Below are 20541 nucleotides of genomic sequence, written 5' to 3' on the forward strand. Positions count from 1 at the left end.
TGAGCTGGCGGCCGCGTGCGAGCGTGCCTGAAGTAGCAAGATCCCTGACCTGCGTAGGCAATGTCCACACCCTAGGTAATGCACGGGGTACGGGCCTGCACCATGAGTGTGCCGAGCTTCCCTGTTTCGGGGGCTGACAGTACACGGGCGTCGATGCTGATGAAGCCGTGGCGCTTGAGAAGGTCGGTCCAGATCTGTGGGCTGTACTGCCAGCGTAGGACGGTCAGTTCGCGTGCGCCGCCTTCGAGCCACTTGCCACGCATGGGCTGCGGACCGTATGCGCCGGGCATCGGCTCGGCTTGGCTGAAGGCGAACGTGCCGCCGGGTGTCAGGCTTTTGGCGACGAGTGGGGGCAAGTGCTCGGGATCGGTGAACCAGACCGCGCCCCATATCGAGTAGACCGCGTCGAAGGGTTCGTCGTTGGTGGTCAGGAAGTCGCACACGTCGGCGTGGACGAACCGCAGTCCCGGTTCGTTGCTCCACCATCGGGCGGCGCGCGTGACCTGTACTGCGGAGAGGTCCACGCCGGTCACTTCCCATCCCTGACGGGTGAGGAAGACCGCTTCCTTGCCCTCGGCCGGCCCGAGGTCCAGTGCACGGCCCGGGTGACCCAGGATCTCGGCTCCTGGGCCGTGCCCGGGTTGCGTCCACTCGAACCGGTCGACCACCGGGGGCGGTTGTTCTCCTTCGTCGCGGTGGGGTTTGTAGGTGTCCCAGTACTCGGCCGGGGTGTGGGGGGTGCGGGGCACGGTGCTCCTCGGGTGCGGTGGCTGGCGGGGTTGGCCACCGTAGCGGGAGCGTCCATCGCGTGCGGGCGTTTGCTACGTCGAGCTCCGTGTCTGCACAGGCGAGGCCCGGAGACGCTCATGGCGTCCCCGGGCCCGATCGTCGATGACGGTTCAGTGGCAGTTCGAGCCCGGCCTGCAGGGGCCGCACTTGGCGTAGTCGGCCTCCCACAGCTTCCAGTCGACGTCGAAGCCGTTGTCGGCGATGATCTGTGCGGTGTGCTCCACGGAGCCGTCGTATTTGAAGTCGATCTCGGGAATGTGCTCCAGGAAGCCGCCGTCGAAGTGGCGGTGGCAGAACTCGCGGTAGTTCTTGGTGTCGAGGATGAAGACGTGGACGGCGATGTCGACGGTCCGGCCGCAGCACATCTCCAGGCCTTGGCCCCACTTCTCGATGGCTGTGATCAGGTACGAGATGGCTGCTCCGAACAGGCGGGTCGCCATTACCTCGTCGAACGGGTAGTCGCGCATCAGGAGCTGGATCTCGCGGTCCCAGACTTCGGGCGTTACGAACACGCGCGGGTTGCGGACCTTGGTCTCGACGGCTGTTGCCATGCTGCCCTCCGTGGTCTTGAGCCCCTCTTGTGAGGCTCGGCTCTTGGAGGAAACCGCGCTGGGATCTCTCCGGGTGATCGCTTGCCGTGTCGTGCACGTCGTTTGCAGATCCTGCACGCGCCCTATCAAGGGCGCGCAGGTGTACCTACCGTGGGTGGTCGGCGTGGTGGACTCTCACGCGGGGGGCAGATGAGCACCGAGGTGTCCTGGAGTTCCGGCATGATCCGTTCCCTCGTGGACGATCGGAATCCTGGCGGGCTGATCCGCTTCGGCCGTCGGACCCGTGGGTGGCGGCAAGGTGACCTGTTGAGCATCGTGCTCCGTCACCAGGATCAGGCGGCTGCCGCGCAACGGCACATCGCCGACGCCGTCACTGCGGTGGAGGGCACCGGTCTGGTGACAGATGCGCAAGCCTCGGCGTACGCCCAGATGCTGTGCACCACCGCCTACACCGCGGCGCGCACCGACGACCGGGACCAGGCTCTTGCCATGATCGCAGAAGCGCGGAGGGCTGCCCGTTTCCTGCCGCACCAGGCGCCCGAGGGGCGGTTGTTTCCCGTCACTCCGGCCGCTGTCGACCTGTATGCCGTCAGCGTGCACTGGGCCCTGGGAGACGCCGGGGCTGCGCTGAAAGCCGGCCGTCGTCTGCACGCCGGACAGTTTAAGACCGCCGAGCGCAAGGGCCGGATGCACACCGACCTCGGGCGGGCGTGGTGGCAGTGGGGTAAGGCCGAGCAGGCGGCCGCCGAACTCCTGTCAGCCGCGCGGGCCTCGCCGAGCGAGGTACGCGACCGGCCGGCGATCCGCACCATCGTCGCCGAGCTGCAGTCCAAGCACCCCCGCACAGTGGGCGTGCGCGAGCTGGTGGCAGTCTCGGGGATGCAGCGGGTCTCACCAGGCTGAAAGCCTCTTCCGAGCTCACGGCACGATGCCCGAGACCTTGTCGGCTCCAGGAAGCTGCGCTGTTCCCAGACCTACGGCGCCGGCCGGAAGACGACCCTCGCGTTCTTGCAGCCGTCGGCGACCGTGCGCAGGGCTTTGGCCTCGGCTCGGTCGGCGGTCAGCTTCCACCGGAGCCTTGAGGCGACCCAGTCGGTGGCGTAGGTACATGCGGCGCCCTTGGCGGGCGGCATCCACTCGGCTGGGTCCTTATCGCCCTTGGTGCGGTTTTCCCCGAGGCTGACGGCGACGAGGCTGCGGTCGGCGTCCAGGTCGTTGGCGTATCGCTTTCGTCGCTCGGGTGTCCATTTCGAAGCGCCGGAGTCCCACGCTTCGGACAGGGGTACGACGTGGTCGATGTCGAGCTTACGGGCGTCGGTGACGGTCTTGTCATCGTAGTAGGAGCGCCACTTGCCGCCGGTGAGCTTGCAGTTCTTGCCCTGGCGGGGCTTGGCCACTGCCTCGGACAGGAGGACTTCCTTGCGGGTATCGCAGCCATCGTGATCCGCATCGATCCGCAGGTGGACTTGTCCCGTTCGTAGGCCGGCCTATTGCCTCCTCCAGCCGGAGCACGCCGTTCTTGTCCCCGTTGGAGGACGATGCACTCGGCGCCGACGTCGGCTTCGAGTCCTGGTGAGAGCTGCCGGGTGTTCACGCGGCCGCGGACAAGAGCAGCAGCGGACAAGCCAGGGCGGCCAAGCGGCGCGCGGAATACATAGAGCTCCCAGGTCAAACGAAGTGACGTCAGCCCCATGGGTCTACCCATCGCGCCTGGGCTCGTCAACTGAGGAACGAAGCTCGAGGCCGTTCCGTCGCGCGCCCCCGCGCTCTGGCGGTCGGCGGGGGGCGGCCGCCCCCCGTCCGGGTGACGTTCATTCCCGCGACGAACTCCCGGGACGGTGAGCGGCGTCTGCCATGCCATGAGGATCTTCGAAGAGCACCTGAACAAGCCGGGCCGGATCGTCATCGACATCACCGCGGCCGACGTAGCAACCGCCACGGAGGCTGCGACCTCGCTCGGCGGAATCTGGCTCTCCAGCGGGCCCTCCGCGCCCTGGCGCTCCCTGGGCCGGCCCGGCGTCACCGTCCGCGCCTACGCTGACCTGCGCCGGCCCCCCTGACTGCGGGCTGTCTCGACCCCACCAGCGGCTGAAACTACTCGCTGCGCCTACCGGGCCGTCATACGAAGCCGGCACCGGCATGTTCCGGCTCGCGGTGTGGCTTCCCACTGTCCGAGTGCAGATCTACCGGCGCAGGAGTGATCGATGGTGGCCGTGGCCTCGGGGTTTCGCAGGTGTGGGCTCAGCTGGTTCTGTCGAGTTTGTAGTCGTAGTAGTCGGTCGGTCCGGTGAGGACGGCCTGGAAGTAGAGCGGTTCGCCGTCTATGTCGAGCGGTACCTCGTGTCCGGCTGTGCGGGTGAAGCCGAGCGAGAGGCGGGGCACGACCCAGTAGCTGGGCTCGTCGTGCAGGAAGGTGAAGCCCATGTCTTCGATCTGCCGGATCAGCTGGAGGGCCGGGGTGCGGAAGACGTCGATGCCACGGAAGCGGACCGTGATCTCCTCGGGGCCGGGGCGGGGGATCCACAGTTCGGCGTACTCGAGGGTTGTGGCGTCTTCCATGACGAAGTTGATCTCGAACTGAGGGTGCAGAGTGAGGATCCGCATGGGGTGGAAGAAGTCCGGGGCGTCCTCGTCCCGGACTTTGATCTCGCCCAGTTCCGCGGCTGCCGCTTTGACGGCTTCGGCAGGCATGCCCAGGGGAAAGCCTGTGATGCCGTTCGGCGGGTCCAGTTCGATTTCCATGGTCGTCATTGTAGGAGGCAGGTCCTGATCTTCCAGCCGTTGTCTGCCAGGTACTTTTGGAACTTACGGTTGTGCGGCAGGGAGTCGACCATCTCTTTGATGGCTGCGTCGTACTTGGTGCCGTGCTTCCTTCGGATCTCGTCGATGTCCTTCTTCATTGCCTCGTCGAACTTGCCCTGCCTGATCAGGGCCTCTTGGTCCCTTCGCCACTTGTCGTTGATCTTGCCGGATCCGGTGCTGATGAAGTCGCGGTGGTCGTCGTACTCCATGCGGATGGCGGGCCCGGTGGACTCCTTGAGGTCGGTGGGGAGCCCGAGGTTGAGGTAGCAGTCCTTGGCCGGGAGATGGTTGATCTCGTAGCGGGTGTTGTCGCTTCCGTCGGTCCAGTTGGCGGGCTGGAGCTTGCCGTACCAGCCCCCCATACCCGAGGGCTGCTTTGCCAGACCGAGGGGGTCGATCCAGTACAGGGGGTTGGGAACGTATGCGTGCGGGTTGGGGCCGGCCTGCACGCCGAGAGGGTCGGTGCTCAGGTAGCGGCCGGTGGCCGGGTCGTAGTAGCGGTAGAGGTTGTACTCGAGGCCCGTCTCGTCATCGTGGTACTGCCCGGGCCTTCCCAGGGGGCAGACCCGCTGGGCACCGCGCCCCGCTCCCCAAAGGTCTTCCTCGGCGGTCCATACGACGCGCCCGTCTGTGGTGACCAGTTCGCTGGGGGTGTCGGCGAGGTCGGTGACGATGGCGAAGAAGCGCTCGTCAACGTCGCTGTGGGCGTTGTCCGCGTCCGTGGCCCATGTGCGTTCGGTTTGCGAAAGGGGCCGCCACGAACCGGGTTCCCAGTCCCAGGTGACCGTGCGGCGGTTTCCTTCATCGTCTGTGCTGAACTGTTCGATCAGCTTTGCGCCTTCCCAGGTGAAGGCGACGGTCGCGACGGCGATGGTCTGGCCGTCGCGCTGTGCGAGACGGCGCTTGGCTATGCGACGGCCCAGCGGGTCGTAGTCGTAGACCCATGAGCCGCGGCTGGGGGTGTCGACCCTGACCAGCCGGTCCTCTGGGCCCCACCAGTAGCGCCACTCCCGGCGTTTCCCGGAAAGGGTGCGCACCAACATGCGTACCAGGCGCCCCTGGTCGTCGTAGTCGTAGGAGGTGCGTCCCGCGGTGCGCAGCAGCGATCCGGTGTAGGCGCGTTCGCCGGCGGTCGTGGCGTCGGGTTCGCGGGTGTCGTGGGCCTGTGTGATGTTGCCGAGGGCGTCGTAGGCGTAGGTCTCGGTCCAATTGTCGGCCGTGACGCGGGTGATGCGGCCTGCGGGTGTCAGCTCGAATCGGCGGCGGCCGCGGCGGCGGTCGGTGACGGTGCTGGGCAGGCCGTCGGTGCGGTAGGCGTAGGTGCGTTCTTGGATGCTGGTGTATGCCTGGTCAGCGGATTGCGTGGTGTGCTCGAAGGCCCAGAGGGACTGGGCGCTCAGGCGGTGGCAGGCGTCCCAGGTCTGGGTGAGGGCTGCGCCGTTGCCGAGGAAGCGGGTGGTTTCCTGTCCGGCGGGGTCGTAGGCGAAGGCCAGGGAGCCGAGGGTGCCGGCGAGGTGGGTGGGCTGGTTGTTGGCGTCGTAGGACCAGTTCGAGGTGATGCCGGTCGGGGTGGTGCGGCTGGTGCGGCGGCCGAGCTGGTCGTAGGTGTAGGTGGTGGAGCGTCCGTTGACAGTCTCGGTCAGGACGCGGCCGAGCCGGTCGTATTCGTAGTGCAGGGCGATGCCGTGGCTTGCGATCTGCTTGAGCAGGCCGCGTGTGTCGTAGCTGAGGGTGGTTGCCGAGCCGTCGGGGTTGCGGCGCTCAACGAGCTGGCCTAGGACGTCGTAGGCGAAGGTGGTGGTGCGGCCGGCTGTGTCGGTGGTTTCCAGGAGCTGGTCGGCGCCGTCGAGGCGGTAGGTGAGGCTGTTGCCGTTGAAGTCCGATTCGCCGACGAGGTGTCCGGCTTCGTCGTAGCGGTAGTTCCAGGTGGCGCCGCTGGTGCTGACCGAGAGGAGCCGTTGCTCGGTGTCGTAGGTGAAGTGCTGTTCCTCGCCGTCGGGAAGGGTGCGCCCCGTCAGCCGGCCGAAGGGGCCGATGGTGAAGCGGGTGAGCGCTCCGGCTTGGTCGCGCTGCTCGGTGACGTTGCCTTCGGGGTCGTAGGTCCAGGTCTCGGTGGTGCCGTCGGGGTGGTGGCGTTCGGTGATCTCGCCTTCGGGGCGCCGTGTGAGGCGGGTGGTGGCTCCGAGCGGGTCGGTGAAGGCGATGGTGCGGCCGAAGGCGTCGTAGGTGAGGCGGGCGGTGTTGCCCAGGGCATCGGTGACGGCGGTGATCAGACCTGCGGTGTTGGTTTGGAGGTGCCGGCTCTGGCCGAGAGCGTCGGTGACCGTTGTCAGGCGGCCCTGGGGGTCGTACTGGCGGTGCGTGCGGGCGCCGGTGGCGTCGGTGGTGGTGAGCAGGTTGCCGTTGCGGTCGTAGGTGAACGCGGCGATCTGCTCGCCGTCCTGCCGGATGGCTGAGACCTGGCGCAGTTCGGTGTAGTCGAGTTCGACGGTGCCGCCGGCGGGGTCGGTGATGCGGACCGGATCACCGTGCTGGTTGAGGTCGAAGCCGGTGGTGCGGTTGATCTCGTCGGTACGGGAGACGATGCGGCCCAGGGCGTCGTATGCGGTGTAGGTGGTGTTGCCGAGCGGGTCGACGGTAGTGGTGACGCGGTGCTGGTCGTCGTAGTGGTATTCGGTGGGATGGCCGAGGCTGTCGGTGACGGTGGTTATTCGGCGGGCGGGGTCGTAGTGGAACTGGGCGGAGAGTTCCCCGTTCTCCCCTATGCCGCGGATGACCCGGCCGCCTTCGTCGTAGACGTAGGTGTAGGTCTGGCCGTTGCGGTCGGTCCAAGCGGTGATACGGTCCGCGTCGTCGTATTCGTACTCGTAAGGCAGGCCGGAGGAGTTGACGATCCCGGCCAGGCGGCCGTCCGGGTAGTACTCGTAACCGACGATTGTGATGCCAGGTCCGGTTCCTGTGCTGTTGAGGAGCCGCAGGCCCTCGATGCGCAAGCCGGCCGAGGTGGGGATGGTGTCGACGGCGATCCGGTAGCCGCCGCTGTGACGCACCTCCGTCGGCACCCCCATCTCGTCGCGGACGAAGGTGATGCTGTGGCCGTTGCGGTCGGTGATCTCGGTGATCGCGCGGGTGGTGTGCTCCAGGCCGGCCACTGTTCCCGAGACGGCGAAGTGGCGGGTCCAGCCGCGATCGGGATCCTCGATGCGGATGGTGTCGGTGTGCCGGTCCCAGGTGAGCGGCCAGCGTGCACCTGCCTCGGGGTGGACTTGTTCGCCGGCGTGGGTGGGCAGGGGGTAGTGCAGGATCTGTGCATCGTCGCCGGCGTAGTGGATGCCCTTGGTGTCGATCTCGATGCGCTGGTCAATGGTGGAGGACCAGCCCGGACCGTGCAGGCGGCCTGCTGTGTAGCCGGACGCATATGCGCGGCGTAGGACCAGGGTCAACAGGCCGGGGAGTTCCAGGTCTCGGGCGTTGGTGATCATCTGGCCGGAGACCACATCGACCGGGTCGCCGGCGGTGTGGCAGCCGATGTTGCCGTTCGAGGGCTGGCCGCTCTTGCTCGGACCTGCGAGGGACGGATTCCCCTTGCCCTGCCGGTCGGGGCCCTTGCCCGCGGAGTTGAGGGAGGTGTGGGGGGCCTTCGGGTCGGACTTGCCGCCCTTGCCGAGACCGGCGAAGTGATCGGAGAGCGCGCGATCGTTGTCGCGATGGTTCTTGGCCATCTGTTTGACGCCGCGTGTCATGTTGTCGTCGAGGTGCTTGGCGGTCTTCTTCATGCCGTCCTCGATGCCGTCAATGACCTTGTCGAGCATCGCGTTCGCCGCATCCGCAATGGCGTCCTTGCCGCGGGTGCGGCCGTGGTGGCTCCTGGCCCGGCCGATCTTCCCGCCGGCCTTGTTACGGAACGTGCCGCCGGCGCTCTGCAGTCCGGTTACTGCACGATCATGCTCGTCCGGGTCGAAGCTGAACCCGCCTGCGGCGCCGGCTCCTCCGCCCCCTCCCCCGCCACTGCTACTGCCGCCGGCGCTGAGGAGTTCCATCGGGTTCCCGGCAGCCGATTTCGCAGCGTCCTTGGCGTTCTGCACGCCCTGGTTGAAGCCTTCCTTGCCTGCGTTGGCCGTCCGGTTCAGGTCCACGCCGTCCTGGACGCCCAGTGCATTGGCGCCAAGTTGGACTACGAGGTCACCGACCATCGCCCCCAGCGCTTCCTCGACAGGCGTCAGCGCGATGCTGATGACCTGTTCGGCGACCTGCTGACAGACCTCCTTGAACAGCCGCTTCACGATCACGCGAGTGGCCTGGGTAGCAGCCAGCGCGCCGACCTCGGACAGCCCGAGGGTGAAGGGTGCTGCCGCCTGAGCGGCGATCACCTCGGCAGCGAGAATTCCCAGTTGGACCAGAGCACCAATCTTGGCACCCTCGATGAGAACCGCGACGCCGTCCAGCGCGGTGGCCGCCATACGGCCGCACTCGCCCAGATTCTTCAAATGCGTGCCGTTGATCTTGCCCCAGTGGGCATTGAGCGCCTCCACGGCCAGCGAACCGCCCGCCGAGCCCACCAGGCCCTGGACAGCCTGATGCGCCTCGTTCGCACCCTCGTCGATGTCGTCGGCGAACTCCCGCATGGCCGTCGCCATCTCGCGGTAATCGTCCTCATCCACGTTGGGCCAAGAGACCCCGATGAGGTCGAGAACCTCGTCTGCCCACCCAGGCAGCACAACACCCATACGAAACAGCCCCCGTAACCGATAATCAGGTGATCACACGCTCTCACCTGGGCAGACGGTTCCTCAAGGCGGAATCAAGTCGGCCGTTCCTCTCTTCACGGTGCCGTGAGCCCTCGTCCGTCGCCCGGCCGCTCTGGCCCGTGCGTCGTTCCGCCGCCACACGCACGAGGGCGGGCGGTGGTGCGGCCTTGGCGGAGTCGCCCAGCTCTCCGTCTTTCCTGGATTTCGCGGATGTGTCGGGAGTGCACACGACCGCGGACACCATCACCAGCGGACAGGCCAAGGCGGCGGCGCGGCACCTCAACGTCCAGGCCCAGCTCGTACAGCACGCACTCGAAAAAGTCCGGCGCCTCCAGCTCTTCGTTGCGGTCGAGGCCGGCCAGCATCGCCACGGACTCGCTATCGACCCCGGCGAGCAGTGCGTCCAGACCGATCTGAGTGAGGGTGTCGGACCCGAAGTATCCGCCGAACGCCCTCTCGTGCGTGATACGGCTCAGCTCCTTGAGCGCCTCCTCATGAGTCACCAGGCCTCCTGTCGGCACACTGAACCCTCACCCTCAGCCTTCTTGGAGCCGCGTCAATGACTTCCTGCCCTAGGAGGTCGATCCGGTGGAGCTGATGTCGTATCACGGGCCTGTTGTCTCCAGCCGCGACGCCTGCGGGTCTCCTGCTACGTGATGCGCCATCAGTTTCCTCAAGGAACTCGATAGGGAAAGCCCAGGTGGCCGGTCGACTATCAGCTGGTTGAGTGACCTCGGGCCGTGTCCCTACGCTGCACATCGAGAAAGCCTCATCATGTCTAAGTGTCGCAGTCATTCTGGAGCGAGCTGGTCAGTGCAGTTCCCGGAATCCTTTGGGTAGCATTCGCCAGCTTCGTGTTTCTCGTGCTACGAAAGCCAATCATTCAACGCTTTCCGCAGATCAAGACATTCAAGGGGTACGGAATTGAGGTTGAGCTTACAGAGGAGCTGCTCGACCGTGCAGCAAAATGCAGCAATGCGGCCCTCGACAGCGGGGCCATGAAGGGCGTCGTCCGCAGGCTGGAACACGCGTCTGAGTTCCTGCTCGGGGGCAGGATTCTCTGGGTTGACGATCACCCCGAAGGAAACATGTATTTGGCTAAGGTATTCCGCTCCGTCGGCATGACCGTAGATACGGCCCAGTCAACCGAGGAGGCGCTGGCGCGGCTACGCACAGGAGAATACGACATCATTCTCAGCGACGTTAGACGTGATGGCGATGGACAGGCCGGAATCAATATGCTGCGAGACTTGGAACGCCATCGGATCCTTACCCCAGTAGTAATTTTCGCGACAGGCTTCAACCCACAACGGGGCGTCGACTACCGGATCTTCGCCAGTACGAATAACCCGAGCAAGGTTGTCCACTATGTGATCGACCTGATGGAGAGGGCCAGGATGACTCCGGATTGACGACTTTCCTCGTTTGACGGAGCCGATGAGATCAGCGAATCCGCGCGGGTCGTGGCCCGCGATTCTCGACGTACCCGACGAGGTGGACGCCTCCGTCTCCCGGCTGTGCGACCTCACGGTAGACGGCGACTACGCCTACTACGTCGACATTGCCCACTTCATGGCCGGCTTTCCCGTCCCACATGGGACCGGCTCACGGGCGCAGTGGCTCGACGGGGCACAACCTACCCGCGACAGCTGGCGCGACGTGGTGATCTCCCGCCGTCGCCGCCTGCACTCGGCCGATGGCCAATGACAGGCACCTCCCGCCTGAAGGTCAGTCACTACCCCGCCAACTCGGCCTCCAGCCGCGTTCCACCAGCGCCCTGCGCAGCATGGCGACAACTGACTGTCAGCCGTGATCCCGCTCATAGCATCAATGTCATGGATGAACAGAGCAGTGGTGACGGTGAGAACCGTGGCACGGCCGGACGTATTGTGCCGGCTGTCCTCTGTGCGGTCCTGGTCATGGGGCTACTCTGGGGGATTGCGTGGAAGCTTGAGTGGTGGAATCCCGGGTTCGGCGTGTTGTCGGCGAAGCTGGCAGCTGCGGCATCCGTCGGGATCGTTGCTTTGGTTGGCTGGATCGCAAAGTGGCGCTGATCTGCGCCGCTTTGCACGTGCAGGTCGCGAGCTGAATGGATCTGTACGTCAACCCGGGGCGCAGCATCGCGGCGTGACCAGGCGGTGGCCGCTGCGCCGTACTTCGTTCGCCGTGTTGCGGTCGAGTCGTTGAAGGCCAGCCGAGCGCGTGGAGTGGACGGCAGCCGTCACCACGACGACGTCTTCGTCATCGGCGTTGAGCAGGCGGGACGGACTACCGCCACAGAAGTAGGCGGGCCGCAGTCGATCTCGTTGGACCGACGGTCGCGTCCCACAGCCTCGTCGGCGTGGCGCGGCTGATGAACTGGGTCGCTCGCCGTCTTGGCCGGCGAGCGTGCCCGCCCGGGCCGGCTTCCCCTACCCTCAACCCGTCGAATCCCTATCCGTTCGACGGGTTGCCCGGCTGCCCGTTGGGGGGAAGCGGCAGCCTCTACTCGACGGCGCTCATAGGGCGCGCAACGCAGCGCCCATGGTCCGTCGTGTCCGCGTCGGCTGCCCCACGTGGCTCTTGGCTCTGGTCCACACCTCAGCGGTCTACGGCCACCGCTGCGATGCCAGCCCTACGCAAGGTGCGGGCGAGGTGTTCCACCTCGGGTGGCGTCCCTGTGTACGTACCGGCCAGGACCTGGTCCGTGAGGGCTGTGATGTCTGTCAGGTCGGTGCCGAGCTGCGCGCGCAGGATCTGCATGAGGACGACACGGCAGACCGACGTGTCCGTCAGGCTGAGCGCGGTCGGCCCGCGCTCAGCAAGCAAGCGAGCTCTCAGCTCGCGAGGGATAACATGGCCGCACGCGGCTGTCGCCTGCCCGCACGCCGCGCACGTGGACTCCACATCCCAGCGCACCGCACCAGCGACCAAGGCCTGTGTGCCTCAGCACTCCAGCTGCGCGCCGCAGTTCTCGCATTGCTGCAAGCTGGCCGGGTCCCGAGGTTTGGTGGGCCGGGTATGACTTGCCACTCCCCCGAGTGACCGTCATCCGCATTCCCCCCGGCGGCCGTTGATCCGGCGATATCAACACACCATGATCAAGACGACTGGCCGCGCGCTCGCCGTCGCGGCCCTCGCCCTGCTGCCCCTGGCCACCACTGTTCCCGCGCATGCCGCCGAGACGCTCAGCCTGCACTACGCCGTCGAAGCCCTCCCCCAGGCCGCCGAGTCCCGCGACGGCTACGCCCGTTCCAAGTTCAAGCACTGGATCGACGAGGACAAGGACGGCTGCAACACCCGAATTATCTCTATGCTTCCCGCCGTGATCGCGATTTTCTCGCAGCGTATCCAGGTGGCGGTGGGCTGTGCGTACTGGGAGGCACATGAGCCACAGGTGCGCCGCGCGCACGCGCTGGGTTCGTCCGGCCCTCGCGCTGCTCGCTACCGCACCACTCGTCATGGGGTGCGATGCCATTGGTGCCGGTGGCACCTCATCGAGCTCCGGACCAGCTGTGTCCGCGGGGCGGGCCGTCAGCCCGCTGGAGAATCCGAATGGGACGAAGCCTGGGCTGTCGCCTGTCGCCTCGGACGCGGAGAGGGCCGAGGCCCGGAAGCTCATCGAGGATCTGTTGACGAAGGGGCGTGGGCCGAAGACGGGCTACGACCGTGACGAGTTCGGCTACGCGTGGATGGATACGGCCGACGGCCGCTGGCGCGGAATGATTGTAACACGCGGAATGATCTTATGAAACGCGATGGCCAGGAGCTGCGCTTTCGTTCCGGCTCCGACTGTGTGGTCATCTCCATGACGCTGCACGACCCGTACACCGACGAGACGATCGAGTGGCGCAAGGAGCACGCCATGGAGGCTCAGATCGATCATGTCGTGCCGCTCTCGTACAGCTGACAGCTCGTTCCGCCCGCTGGTCGGATAGCGAGCGGGAGAAGTTGGCGAACGACCCGCTGAACCTCCTGCCCGTGGACGGGCCGACGAATAGCAGCAAGAGCGATTCGGGTCCGGCCTCGTGACTACCGCCGAACAAGGAGATCCGCTGCGCGTACGTGGTCCGATTCGCCCAGGTCGCCGAGAAGTACGGGCGGCCGGTGACGGCGGCGGACAAGCAAATGATGCTTGCTCAGTGCGAGTGAGGGGGCACGCGCATAGGCTGGTTTCTCTGACGGGGAGTGGGGGATGAGGCGTCGTGCCAGGAGCTGGAAGTACAGGCTGGGACAGGTCGTACGGGGCCGCCGTCTACAGGAGTGCCGCCGCCCGTCGCGAAGTCGAGGACTGGTGCGGGGACCAGCTCAGCCGGTGGTCGGTGCGACACCGAACGTCGATGGTCACGACCGGGATGGGGCCCACGCACGTCGTTGCCCCGGGAGACGATGCCGGCTCGTCGAACGGCGCGCCTGCGGTGGTGCTGGTGCCCGGGACCAACTTCAACGCCGCCACCAGTCTGCCGCTCGCGACGGCATTGGCTGCGCGCTGGCCGACTTACGTCGTTGATGTTCCGGGGCAGCCGGGGCTGAGCTCAGCCGAGCGCCCGCGTCGGGACCGACTTGTTCAGTACGGCGCATGGCTGGAGGAGGTGCTGAACCAGGCGGTAGCACGCCCGGCCGTGGTGGTCGGACACTCACTCGGCGGCGGAATCGCGCTGGCATGTGACTCCGCCTGGCTCCTGGGGCGGGTACTTGTCTCTACAGCGGGGCTGGCACGGCTAAGGGTCACGGGCCGTGTGATGGCAGCCACACTGCCTTGGCTCGTGAACCCCACGCAGGCACGCAGCGCGCGTGTGCTGGGAGTGATGTCGGGCCCTGGACATGCGCCGTCTGCCGAACTGAGTGAGTGGATGACTCTGGTCGCTAGGACATGCCGCACCAGTCTTGCCCCTTCTCCGCTGGCCCGGCGGGTGTTTGGGCCCTGCCGACGTGTACCGAACGTCGTGGCCACCGGTGAGCACGACGTCTTTTTGCCGCCGCAGCGGCTCGCCTCGGCCGCTGCTCGGCTTCTCGCTGCGGATGTGCGGCCCCTGCCGGGCGCTGGACATCTCGTCGCCGAGGAACACCCTGGCGAAGTCGTCGAGCTGGTGGCAGAAGTTCTGGGCAGCGGTATGCACGAAGGGCATTGAGGCAGGGGCCGCCTTCAGCGGTTCGGTACTACCCTCATGGCCCTGCGCAGGCTGGCCCTGGCAGCGGTGAGGTCGTCCTCGGTTACCTGCAGGCGGCGCTCCAGATCCGCCTGACGGTTCCGGGAGTCCGCCAGTTCGCCGTTCAAGGCGGCGTTCTGCTGTTCGAGCTGATGCACTCGCTCGAACAGTCGGCCGCGGTCCACGTCGTCCAATTCCGCGCCTAGGGAAAGCCGGACGCGCTCCCGGAGCCGGTCGTGCTCCCTTTTCAGATCCTTGATCTCCTCGCGGACGAGAGCGAGTTCGGTGTGCAGTCCGGCGGAGGTTACGTGTTGCCCGCTTGGCGCTGACGACGCTCTGCGGCTGTGCTCCCGCTGTTCGCGCATCGCGGCCTGGACAGCGTCCCGGACCTGAGTAGGTGTTTTTCAACTCTGGTCGTGAGATGCGTACGGCCGGATGATCCGGTGCATGGGGGCTGGCGGGACGCCCCGGCGGTACTGCCGGGAGTGTGGTGAGCCGCTGCCGGCGACGATGGCGGCGGCAGCGGAGTTCTGCTCGGGTCGGTGCAGGTCGCGGCGGTGGCGAAGGCGCCAGCAGACCCGGCAACGGGTCATCGCGATGCAGCAGGGGGAGCAGGCGGAGTGCCCGGTGTGCGGCCGGTCGTGGACGGTGGGAGTGGAGCGGTCGAAGTCGGCGGTGTACTGCTCGAACCGCTGCCGGGTCCGGGCTTGTCGGCAGCGGCAGGCGTCACGGAACGGTGTTACTGAAACGCCGTAGCGCAACGCCTCACGCACATCACCAACACCCCATGACTTGCAGGGGAATTGGTGGCGATCGGTGGGTACTTCGAGCGCCCCCGGTTCACGCCTTGCCTCGGAGTGTCGCGCTCGCGCCACCGTGGACAGTGACCGGGGCCGGCTGCCTCTTGACCGGTCACATGCTGGGTGGCCGGGCCGGCCCGGGGCAAGAGGTGGTGGTCATCATGACCGACCAGATCGGGAATGTCACCCGGCAGCGTTACGACCAGCTCGTCACCCAGGCCCGTGAACTGATCGCGCAGGTCACGAGGGCACAGTTCTCTCTTGGCGACATGGCCCTGGAGATCGAGCCCATGCGTCCGGTGGGCGGGTCGATGCCCAATGGCACGGACGACCTGTTCACCGTCACGGAGTCGCTGCAACTGTTCGCGGACGACATCGGCGTCGCCCTGGCGACGGTTGAGGACTGGCGATGGACCGCCTCCCGATGGCCAGCGGCCAGGCGCAAGGAGGGCGTGTCGTTCACCGTTCACCGCATCCTCGCATGTCGCGGACGAGGCTGAGCGGTGGGCGGCGATCGAGGACGCGCCGTTCAACCCACGCACCGGCAAGCGGCAGTGGACGCCGGATGCCGCGAAGCGGGTCGTCGGGCAGCGGGTGGACCGCCCCGTCACGGTCGATGAGAAGGTCCAGGCCGTCGCTGACCTCACCCGGGACGACGAGGTCGCCGCCCAGGTGGCCGTCGGCCTGGTCAAGCGCCCGGAGGTCACCGAGCACGTCACCCCGGCGGACCGCATGCGCGTGGTGACCGAGCTGACCAGGGATGACACCGTGGCCCAGGAGGTGACCACGGACCTGCTGCGTCGGTCGACGGTGGCCCGGTCGGTGATGCGGGACGACACCGCGCGGATGCTGGTCAACCGGGCCCAGTTCGACAACTCCGAGGAGACCCGCGAGCGGATCAGGGAACGCACCCCGGCCGTCCGCAAGATCGAGCACACCATCGAGTACCTCGACCTGGTCGGCTCCTGCCACGGCTTCGTGGCCACCCTCGGCCGCGTGGTCCCCCAGATGCGGGGCCAGGAATTCACCGACGACGAACGCGAGACCGTCCGTCGGCAGATCAGCCGGGTCCGCGCGGCGGCGGACTAGCTCGAAGGCGCCATCGACAACGGCGGGTTCACCCTCGACGAGCAGCTGGCCCAGCTCCTCAAAGGCGAGTAGCCATGCCGCGGCGCCGAGAGGCGCGGCCGCTGGCCGAGCACTACGGCGACCTGGTCCGCGTCGCCCTGATGGAAGCACGACCCGCGGGCCTGCACACCTACCAGCTCATGTCCGCCACCCGGCTGACGAAATCGCAGGTGGGGTGGGAATCAGACACGTGCGGGACGTCGTCGCCGCTGAACAGCTGACCCCGATCACGTGGACCCGCAAGGAGGGCTACATGTTCTCCGAGGAGCCCGCGGACTGGATCGAGTACGACAAGCGCCAGTTCCGGCAGATCCTCGGCCGGCTCACCCGAGTGATCACGGGCACGCTCGACCCACACCTGGCCCGCTACCCCGACGACGAATGGGCCCAGCTGGCCACCGCCCAGCTCACCGGCGTCCGCGCCACCCTCGCCCAGCTCGCCAAATAGCCCCAAACCCCGTCGATCACCTCGTCTGCTGGACCCGCCATGTCTGCTGCTTCCCGTCGCCGCCGCTACCCCTCCGACACGACCGTTGCCGAGTGGGCTCTGCTGGAGCCCCTCCTACCGGTCCCGGCCTGCGAGACCAAGACCGGCGGGCACCCGGAGAAGTGGCCGCGGCGGGTAATCGTGGACGCGATCCGCTACATCGTCGACAACGGCGCAAAATGGCGGGCTCTACCTACGGATTTCCCCCCATGGGAGACGGTTTACGGGTTCTTCTGGAGGTGGAACCCGGGCCGGGGTCATCACCTACATCCGCAACCAGCTCCGCCGCCGGATCCGTACGGGCAAGGGCCGCTGCCCCCACCCCGTGAGAGGCCGCCTCCACCGTCGGCAAGAACAGCCGCGGCTACGATGCCGGGAAGAAGATCAATGGACGCAAGCGACATATCACGGTCGACACGCTCGGCCTGCCAGTGATGATCACGGTGACGCCCGCTGACATTCAGGACCGCGACGCCGCCCGCGACGTGTTCTGGCGCCTCCGCCTCACCCAGCCGCAGATCACCCAGGTCTGGGCCGACCGCGGCTACGCCGGCGACCTCGTGGACTGGGTCCGCGAACGCCTCTGGCTCACCTTGCGCATCGTCTCCAGGCCCAAGGGCACCAAGGGCTTTGTCGTCTTGCCCCGCCGTTGGAAAGTCGAGAGGACGATCGGCTGGTGCATGAACGCCCGTCGCAATGCACGCGACTACGAGAGGCTGCCCCAGCACTCCGAGGCCCACCTGAACTGGGCACTCATCACCATGATGACCCGGCGTCTGACCCGCAAAGGCTCCCGCACCAGCCAGTGGACGAAGAAGCCGCCGACCGCCCGCTGACCTTGCAGCCAAGAGCAAGCGCCCAGACCTTCACCAGGGGCCGAGAGCAGCCTCGCGGTAGTGCTTGAAGAAGGCGTTCACCTGGGCTTCGATACCGCACCCCGTGGTGGGTCTACGCGCTCAAGCTTGGTCCAGCCGCTCCAGCCTCGCTTCTTCAGCAGCTCGATCAGTCGACGGGCCGGCGGCGCGGTGTCGAACGCCAGGGTGTCCATCAGCGTGACGAACAATGGCTCGATGTCGGCATCGTCGACGTAATCCTCGCCCCGCTCGTCGGCCATCTGCGTGATGTAGGCGGCCAGTTTGTCAGCTAGCTCGATCAGCCGTGGGTCGTCGTCGGTGCGGTCGAGCGCCTGGCTCAGGGAGAGATAGAAGTCGATGAGGTGCGGGCCAGCGATCTGGTCCCGTTTGCGTGCGATCCATTCAGGGACTCGCTCGGGTGAGTGCGCGGCCAGTGGGATCCAGCCGTCGCGTTCGACTTTGACGATCCGCTCGTCGATTCCTAGCGCCCGCAGTCGGTCGAGAAACTCGACTACCTCCGGGGGCAGCGCCAGATTGTCTCCGGAGGTGAGGCGGGCGATCCGCTCGCGGTGCCGCTGCCGATCCTGGATCTCCGCCTGCAGTCGCCTGTCGATATCTGCGACCGCCGCGGCGAACTCCTCCTCGTCGGCCTGGAGCAGTTCCCGCACGCGCGCCAGGGGGACCCCGGCCTCGGCGAGAGTCCGGATCTTGATCAGCTCGACTACGGCGCCGGCGTCGTACCTCCGGTAGCCAGAGTGGTCCCGCTCCGGCTCCGGCAGCAGCCCCTTGGCGTGATAGTGCCGCACCGCACGCACTGTCACTCCGGCGTACGACGCCAGCTCGCTGATGGTCAGCATCGGACCAGTCTCCCAGGAGCTGTTCAAGACGTTGGCCTGCCGGCTGGATGGTGTGCGCTCCGGATGATCTGGGAGATTTCCGGGGCGTGGGTGAAGACCAGCCGGTGGTCGGCGTCGACCCAGGACGTGGAGACGTGCGGCCGCTCGCGGACGAGCCGCTCGATGCCGGCACGCCAGAGCTGGTTGTGCCGCGGTGCACGCCCTTCGGTGCTGTAGCCGGCGATCGAGGTAGACATGATCAGGCTTATCGGGCGGTCGATCTTCCGGTACTGGTCGAGGATTCCGGACCGACGCACATCGAGCTCGAGATTCAGGTCGAGGATGTCCTGTGCGCTGAGCATCACCTGACGCGCGGTGCCCTTGGCACGCTCGGCCTCTTGCCGCGCCGCCTGTTCCTCCCACATCGCGCGGAACTCGGCCAAGTCTGCCTCGGTGATGAATGGTTCGGGCACCGGGTTCGCCCCGTCGATGAGGACAAGCTCGGCGACGGTGTCAGGACGCTCGGAGGCATAGTGCACGGCCAGGTCCGCGCCCAGCGAGTAGCCCACGAGCACGGGCGTCTCGGTCTGCCCGAGGCGCCCCAGCTCCGCCATCACGGCAACGAGATCGCTGAGAAACGCCTCGAAGGAGTACCGGTCGGCGGCCGAGGCGAGGCCATGGCCCCTGAGGTCGAAGGTCACCACGTCGTGGTCGCGCCGCAGCAGCTCGGTCAGCTCGTGCAGATCGGCCTGTGTCGAACTCAGTCCAGGACACAGGACCAGCGGTCGTCCCCGGCCACCGTGGGATACCTGGATTGTGACGCCGTCGTGGTGGACCGCGAAGTGCCGCATCGTCCTGTCACCTCTCTCGACCCGCTCCCCGCCGTCGCCAGTCGGCATGCCGGTGATTGTCCGTTGGTGAAGTCTCTGGTCGACTCCGGCGAATACCTCGTGGTCGCCGTACGACTTGTACAGTCCGTCGACCGCGAGCGCGTTGCTTCTCATAGCCATGCCAACCATGTTGAGAGGTTGCCCCTACGTCAGGGGCAACTGTCGGGGCAACATGACCTCCGCACACCTGCGGCTACCGACCTCTGCCCCCGACCGCGGTCGGTTGTCGTACGAGCGCGCTCAGCCGGACAGTCGCACAGGCTTTGAGGATGAAAAACATCTACTGAGGCTGGTTGTAGACGAACCAGGTGGATACGGACGCCTCGCGGGCCACGTGGGCCGAGGTCACCCGCTGGCCGGACGTGAGGAGGTCGCGCACGACGCCCAGAGCGCGGGCCGTTTTGACCTCGCTGTCCTTGGCGCGGGCGGCACGGAGGCGTTGGACTCGCCCCTCCCGGCCCGGAGTGCCGGGAGGGGCAGTTCGGCTCACTGGGCGCTCCGAGTCTTCAGCGACCGGACGGGGATGAACGCGGCGGCCGAGCGGGCCTTGCGCAGTTCGCGGGAGGCTGCCTCCACGGTGGCTCGCTCGTCCTCTGGTAGCTGGTCGAGCTGGCGGCGCATCTCGTCGACCGACTTCGAGTAGGCGCGGATTTGGTCGTCGAAACTGCGCACTATCCAGTCGGCGGCGTCCATGGCCAGTGCGCCTTCCTTGTCGGCCCGCAGGTCCGCCATCTGCTGTTCCAGGGCGGGCAGGTAGGAAGGGTCGGGCCGGTAGAAGTCGCAGCCGGCGCACTGGAAGCGGATGCGGCAGTGCCCGCCGCCGGCCTGGACGTTGCTCGGCTCGGTGCAGCCGCCATAGGGGACCGCGACGCTCTCGACTTCATAGGCCAGTGGATCGCCGAAGCCCTGAGGGGTGCCGTGCCGGTCCACGGCGAGCTTGGCCACCGTCTTGATGGCTTCCTGCTTTCTGCTGAGTGAGACCTTGTAGTAGCCCATCGTGACGTCCAGGGAGCGGTGATCCATGAGCTCCTTGAGGACGTCAGGCCGGGTTCCGGCGTCCGCGTGGCGCTGGGCGTAGGCGTGGCGGAAGCCGTAGGGGACGACCTGGGAGCGGTCGTAGGCGAGCAGCTTCCCGTCATCGTCCAGCCGCTCGTCGACCTGGCTGCACCCCCTGCCCCTGGGCACCAAGGCCGAGGAACAGGAGATGTTCCGGCGCGTCCTGGCGAGCTTCGAGGCCGACCTGAGCTTGTACCAGCTGGAAGAGAACGCCCTGAGCCAACATGCAGCCGTACTGCACCAGCGCACCGGCGGTTACTTCAAAGCCCTCGCCTATGTCGTCTCCACCGCCGCCGTCATCGCGATCCGCAGCGGCAGCGAGAACATCACCATGAAGAAGATGGACGCCGCGACAGCCCAGATCCGCTACTAAAACATACCGCGGGCCATCAGCGGGCGGCCGGTGCAGAGCCGCTGCTTAGGTGGTTGACGGTGCGCTTGCCGTAGTGTCGTCTGCCGTTCCTTCCGGGC

The 20541-nt window shown here is 66.8% G+C and carries 22 protein-coding genes and 3 pseudogenes; 13 read left to right on the forward strand and 12 right to left on the reverse strand.

The genetic code is table 11. The annotated features are described in order from the left end of the window. Positions 1 to 71: 71 nt before the first annotated feature. Both ACZ4NB_RS33110 and ACZ4NB_RS33115 read right to left on the reverse strand, forming a co-directional pair. Positions 72 to 749: a class I SAM-dependent methyltransferase gene (locus tag ACZ4NB_RS33110; RefSeq protein WP_467666731.1), complete on the reverse strand. Its 678-nt coding sequence runs from the start codon at positions 747 to 749 to the stop codon at positions 72 to 74. 150 nt (positions 750 to 899) lie between these two features. Next, complete coding sequence (locus ACZ4NB_RS33115) at positions 900 to 1340, reverse strand: glycine-rich domain-containing protein (RefSeq protein WP_467666732.1); 441 nt, start codon at positions 1338 to 1340, stop codon at positions 900 to 902. A 306-nt stretch (positions 1341 to 1646) separates the two neighbouring features. On the opposite strand from ACZ4NB_RS33115, the pseudogene ACZ4NB_RS33120 reads away from it, so the two are divergent. Continuing rightward, positions 1647 to 2243, forward strand: a pseudogene (locus ACZ4NB_RS33120) (transcriptional regulator); the annotation flags it as partial. Between the two features lie 71 nt (positions 2244 to 2314). Here ACZ4NB_RS33120 and ACZ4NB_RS33125 read toward each other — a convergent pair. Further along, positions 2315 to 2737: an HNH endonuclease family protein gene (locus ACZ4NB_RS33125; RefSeq protein ID WP_467666733.1), complete on the reverse strand. Its 423-nt coding sequence runs from the start codon at positions 2735 to 2737 to the stop codon at positions 2315 to 2317. Between the two features lie 462 nt (positions 2738 to 3199). On the opposite strand from ACZ4NB_RS33125, the gene ACZ4NB_RS33130 reads away from it, so the two are divergent. Then, entirely contained in the window at positions 3200 to 3400 is a 201-nt protein-coding gene (locus ACZ4NB_RS33130) for a DUF6207 family protein (RefSeq protein WP_467666734.1), read from the forward strand. Between the two features lie 181 nt (positions 3401 to 3581). Here ACZ4NB_RS33130 and ACZ4NB_RS33135 read toward each other — a convergent pair whose 3' ends face one another. From ACZ4NB_RS33135 to ACZ4NB_RS33145, 3 genes are all read right to left on the reverse strand, one after another. Continuing rightward, a complete protein-coding gene (locus tag ACZ4NB_RS33135; protein WP_467666735.1) occupies positions 3582 to 4082 on the reverse strand; it encodes a hypothetical protein in 501 nt (166 codons plus the stop codon). A 5-nt stretch (positions 4083 to 4087) separates the two neighbouring features. Then, the gene (locus ACZ4NB_RS33140) at positions 4088 to 8869 is read right to left on the reverse strand and encodes an RHS repeat-associated core domain-containing protein (RefSeq protein WP_467666736.1); all 4782 of its coding nucleotides are present in this window, start codon (positions 8867 to 8869) and stop codon (positions 4088 to 4090) included. Positions 8870 to 8964: 95 nt separating this feature from the next. After that, on the reverse strand, positions 8965 to 9393 hold the full coding sequence (locus tag ACZ4NB_RS33145) for a hypothetical protein (protein ID WP_467666737.1): 429 nt from the start codon (positions 9391 to 9393) through the stop codon (positions 8965 to 8967). 279 nt (positions 9394 to 9672) lie between these two features. Between ACZ4NB_RS33145 and ACZ4NB_RS33150 the strand changes: the two genes are divergently transcribed. From ACZ4NB_RS33150 to ACZ4NB_RS33160, 3 genes are all read left to right on the forward strand, one after another. After that, complete coding sequence (locus ACZ4NB_RS33150) at positions 9673 to 10302, forward strand: response regulator (RefSeq protein ID WP_467666738.1); 630 nt, start codon at positions 9673 to 9675, stop codon at positions 10300 to 10302. A gap of 25 nt (positions 10303 to 10327) precedes the next feature. Continuing rightward, on the forward strand, positions 10328 to 10597 hold the full coding sequence (locus tag ACZ4NB_RS33155; protein ID WP_467666739.1) for a hypothetical protein: 270 nt from the start codon (positions 10328 to 10330) through the stop codon (positions 10595 to 10597). A gap of 128 nt (positions 10598 to 10725) precedes the next feature. After that, a complete protein-coding gene (locus tag ACZ4NB_RS33160; RefSeq protein ID WP_467666740.1) occupies positions 10726 to 10944 on the forward strand; it encodes a hypothetical protein in 219 nt (72 codons plus the stop codon). Positions 10945 to 11470: 526 nt separating this feature from the next. Here ACZ4NB_RS33160 and ACZ4NB_RS33165 read toward each other — a convergent pair. Then, positions 11471 to 11698, reverse strand: a complete 228-nt coding sequence (locus ACZ4NB_RS33165; protein ID WP_467666741.1) for a hypothetical protein — start codon at positions 11696 to 11698, stop codon at positions 11471 to 11473. Between the two features lie 557 nt (positions 11699 to 12255). On the opposite strand from ACZ4NB_RS33165, the pseudogene ACZ4NB_RS33170 reads away from it, so the two are divergent. Beyond that, positions 12256 to 13021 (forward strand): annotated as a pseudogene (locus ACZ4NB_RS33170) (HNH endonuclease family protein). A gap of 188 nt (positions 13022 to 13209) precedes the next feature. Further along, the gene (locus ACZ4NB_RS33175) at positions 13210 to 14001 is read left to right on the forward strand and encodes an alpha/beta fold hydrolase (protein WP_467666742.1); all 792 of its coding nucleotides are present in this window, start codon (positions 13210 to 13212) and stop codon (positions 13999 to 14001) included. Between the two features lie 14 nt (positions 14002 to 14015). Here ACZ4NB_RS33175 and ACZ4NB_RS33180 read toward each other — a convergent pair whose 3' ends face one another. After that, positions 14016 to 14384 (reverse strand): hypothetical protein, encoded by a 369-nt coding sequence (locus ACZ4NB_RS33180; RefSeq protein ID WP_467666743.1) that lies wholly within the window; start codon positions 14382 to 14384, stop codon positions 14016 to 14018. A gap of 596 nt (positions 14385 to 14980) precedes the next feature. On the opposite strand from ACZ4NB_RS33180, the gene ACZ4NB_RS33185 reads away from it, so the two are divergent. The 5 genes and pseudogenes from ACZ4NB_RS33185 to ACZ4NB_RS33205 all read left to right on the forward strand — a co-directional run bounded on the left by ACZ4NB_RS33185 (position 14981) and on the right by ACZ4NB_RS33205 (position 17270). Further along, entirely contained in the window at positions 14981 to 15319 is a 339-nt protein-coding gene (locus ACZ4NB_RS33185) for a hypothetical protein (RefSeq protein ID WP_467666744.1), read from the forward strand. Next, complete coding sequence (locus tag ACZ4NB_RS33190) at positions 15216 to 15908, forward strand: DUF6192 family protein (protein ID WP_467666745.1); 693 nt, start codon at positions 15216 to 15218, stop codon at positions 15906 to 15908. Before ACZ4NB_RS33185 ends, ACZ4NB_RS33190 begins: the two co-directional genes overlap by 104 nt. A gap of 74 nt (positions 15909 to 15982) precedes the next feature. Then, a complete protein-coding gene (locus ACZ4NB_RS33195) occupies positions 15983 to 16168 on the forward strand; it encodes a hypothetical protein (protein ID WP_467666746.1) in 186 nt (61 codons plus the stop codon). Positions 16169 to 16200: 32 nt separating this feature from the next. Further along, a complete protein-coding gene (locus tag ACZ4NB_RS33200; RefSeq protein ID WP_467666747.1) occupies positions 16201 to 16395 on the forward strand; it encodes a hypothetical protein in 195 nt (64 codons plus the stop codon). Positions 16396 to 16434: 39 nt separating this feature from the next. Next, positions 16435 to 17270 (forward strand): annotated as a pseudogene (locus tag ACZ4NB_RS33205) (IS5 family transposase). A gap of 77 nt (positions 17271 to 17347) precedes the next feature. Here ACZ4NB_RS33205 and ACZ4NB_RS33210 read toward each other — a convergent pair. From ACZ4NB_RS33210 to ACZ4NB_RS33225, 4 genes are all read right to left on the reverse strand, one after another. After that, a complete protein-coding gene (locus ACZ4NB_RS33210) occupies positions 17348 to 18145 on the reverse strand; it encodes a MerR family transcriptional regulator (RefSeq protein ID WP_467666748.1) in 798 nt (265 codons plus the stop codon). A gap of 23 nt (positions 18146 to 18168) precedes the next feature. Beyond that, positions 18169 to 19134: an alpha/beta fold hydrolase gene (locus ACZ4NB_RS33215; protein WP_467666749.1), complete on the reverse strand. Its 966-nt coding sequence runs from the start codon at positions 19132 to 19134 to the stop codon at positions 18169 to 18171. Between the two features lie 160 nt (positions 19135 to 19294). Next, positions 19295 to 19504, reverse strand: coding sequence for a hypothetical protein (locus ACZ4NB_RS33220; protein ID WP_467666750.1), 210 nt, complete (start codon positions 19502 to 19504; stop codon positions 19295 to 19297). After that, the gene (locus tag ACZ4NB_RS33225) at positions 19501 to 20199 is read right to left on the reverse strand and encodes a hypothetical protein (protein WP_467666751.1); all 699 of its coding nucleotides are present in this window, start codon (positions 20197 to 20199) and stop codon (positions 19501 to 19503) included. Before ACZ4NB_RS33225 ends, ACZ4NB_RS33220 begins: the two co-directional genes overlap by 4 nt. Positions 20200 to 20218: 19 nt before the next feature. Between ACZ4NB_RS33225 and ACZ4NB_RS33230 the strand changes: the two genes are divergently transcribed. Next, positions 20219 to 20443: a hypothetical protein gene (locus ACZ4NB_RS33230; RefSeq protein ID WP_467666752.1), complete on the forward strand. Its 225-nt coding sequence runs from the start codon at positions 20219 to 20221 to the stop codon at positions 20441 to 20443. Positions 20444 to 20541: the final 98 nt, after the last annotated feature.

Source organism: Streptomyces sp. NPDC026575, from assembly GCF_055567415.1.

Coding starts and splice junctions, on each gene's coding strand:
- ACZ4NB_RS33155 (WP_467666739.1), top strand. CDS start 10,328: ATGAGATCAGCGAATCCGCGCGGGTCGTGGCCCGCGATTCTCGACGTA.
- ACZ4NB_RS33185 (WP_467666744.1), top strand. CDS start 14,981: ATGACCGACCAGATCGGGAATGTCACCCGGCAGCGTTACGACCAGCTC.
- ACZ4NB_RS33215 (WP_467666749.1), bottom strand. CDS start 19,134: ATGGCTATGAGAAGCAACGCGCTCGCGGTCGACGGACTGTACAAGTCG.
- ACZ4NB_RS33175 (WP_467666742.1), top strand. CDS start 13,210: ATGGTCACGACCGGGATGGGGCCCACGCACGTCGTTGCCCCGGGAGAC.
- ACZ4NB_RS33180 (WP_467666743.1), bottom strand. CDS start 14,384: ATGCGCGAACAGCGGGAGCACAGCCGCAGAGCGTCGTCAGCGCCAAGC.
- ACZ4NB_RS33200 (WP_467666747.1), top strand. CDS start 16,201: ATGTTCTCCGAGGAGCCCGCGGACTGGATCGAGTACGACAAGCGCCAG.
- ACZ4NB_RS33160 (WP_467666740.1), top strand. CDS start 10,726: ATGGATGAACAGAGCAGTGGTGACGGTGAGAACCGTGGCACGGCCGGA.
- ACZ4NB_RS33115 (WP_467666732.1), bottom strand. CDS start 1,340: ATGGCAACAGCCGTCGAGACCAAGGTCCGCAACCCGCGCGTGTTCGTA.
- ACZ4NB_RS33140 (WP_467666736.1), bottom strand. CDS start 8,869: ATGGGTGTTGTGCTGCCTGGGTGGGCAGACGAGGTTCTCGACCTCATC.
- ACZ4NB_RS33230 (WP_467666752.1), top strand. CDS start 20,219: ATGTTCCGGCGCGTCCTGGCGAGCTTCGAGGCCGACCTGAGCTTGTAC.
- ACZ4NB_RS33135 (WP_467666735.1), bottom strand. CDS start 4,082: ATGGAAATCGAACTGGACCCGCCGAACGGCATCACAGGCTTTCCCCTG.
- ACZ4NB_RS33195 (WP_467666746.1), top strand. CDS start 15,983: ATGCCGCGGCGCCGAGAGGCGCGGCCGCTGGCCGAGCACTACGGCGAC.
- ACZ4NB_RS33210 (WP_467666748.1), bottom strand. CDS start 18,145: ATGCTGACCATCAGCGAGCTGGCGTCGTACGCCGGAGTGACAGTGCGT.
- ACZ4NB_RS33130 (WP_467666734.1), top strand. CDS start 3,200: ATGAGGATCTTCGAAGAGCACCTGAACAAGCCGGGCCGGATCGTCATC.